General features: G+C 65.6%; 1 protein-coding gene. It reads left to right on the plus strand.

Features of this window, described 5'->3' with window-relative positions; genetic code table 11:
- Positions 1-880: methyl-accepting chemotaxis protein (locus MOV61_RS30075; RefSeq protein ID WP_247139198.1), on the plus strand; the 880-nt coding region annotated here is incomplete at both ends.

The raw sequence follows: 880 nt of genomic DNA on the forward strand, positions 1-880 counted from the left end.
TGGCCCATGGCGACCTCACGGTTCGCTGCGCCGATCTCGGCGCCCGCTACGAAACGTTGCGCCACAACTTCAACGAGGCGCTCGTCCACCTCGAGGCCGCGATGAGCAAGGTCAATGCCAAGGGCATCGATATCGGCGGTTCCAAGGAGGAAATCCGCCGCGCCTCGAACGAGCTGTCGCAGCGCACCGAACGCCAGGCCGCCAATCTCGAAGAGACGTCGGCCGCCCTCGACGAACTCGCCGTCGCCGTCCGCCAGACGGCAGAAGGTGCGCATGAAGCCGCCCAGCGGGTCACCTCGGTCAGTGCCGAGGCCAACCGCTCCGACCAGATCGTCGCCCAGGCGATCGACGCGATGGGCGGTATCGAACATTCGTCGGAAGAGATCTCCAAGATCATCGGGGTGATCGACGACATCGCCTTCCAGACCAACCTGCTGGCCTTGAATGCCGGCGTGGAAGCGGCCCGCGCCGGGGAATCCGGCAAGGGCTTTGCGGTCGTCGCCCAGGAAGTGCGCGAACTCGCCCAGCGCTCCGCCGCTGCGGCAAAAGAGATCAAGGACCAGATCTCGCGTTCTTCCGGCCAGGTGCAGAACGGCGTGCGCCTCGTCGGCGAGGCCGGCGAAGCGCTGAAGCGGATCTCCAACCAGGTGAAGGCGGCGAGCGACATCGTCGGCAAGATCGCCCATTCGGCCTCCGAACAGGACACCACGCTGCGCTCGATCTCGTCGTCGCTGAACCAGCTCGACGCGGCCACCCAGCACAATGCGGCGATGGCGGAAGAAACGACCGCCTCGGCCGAGGCGCTTGCCGCCGATACCGACGAACTCTTGAACCTGATCAGCAGCTTCCGCATCAACGCCAACCAGGACACCGGCTACAA

Origin of the sequence: Neorhizobium sp. BETTINA12A (assembly GCF_023006485.1) — a bacterium.
In the GTDB taxonomy this organism is placed as follows: domain Bacteria; phylum Pseudomonadota; class Alphaproteobacteria; order Rhizobiales; family Rhizobiaceae; genus Neorhizobium.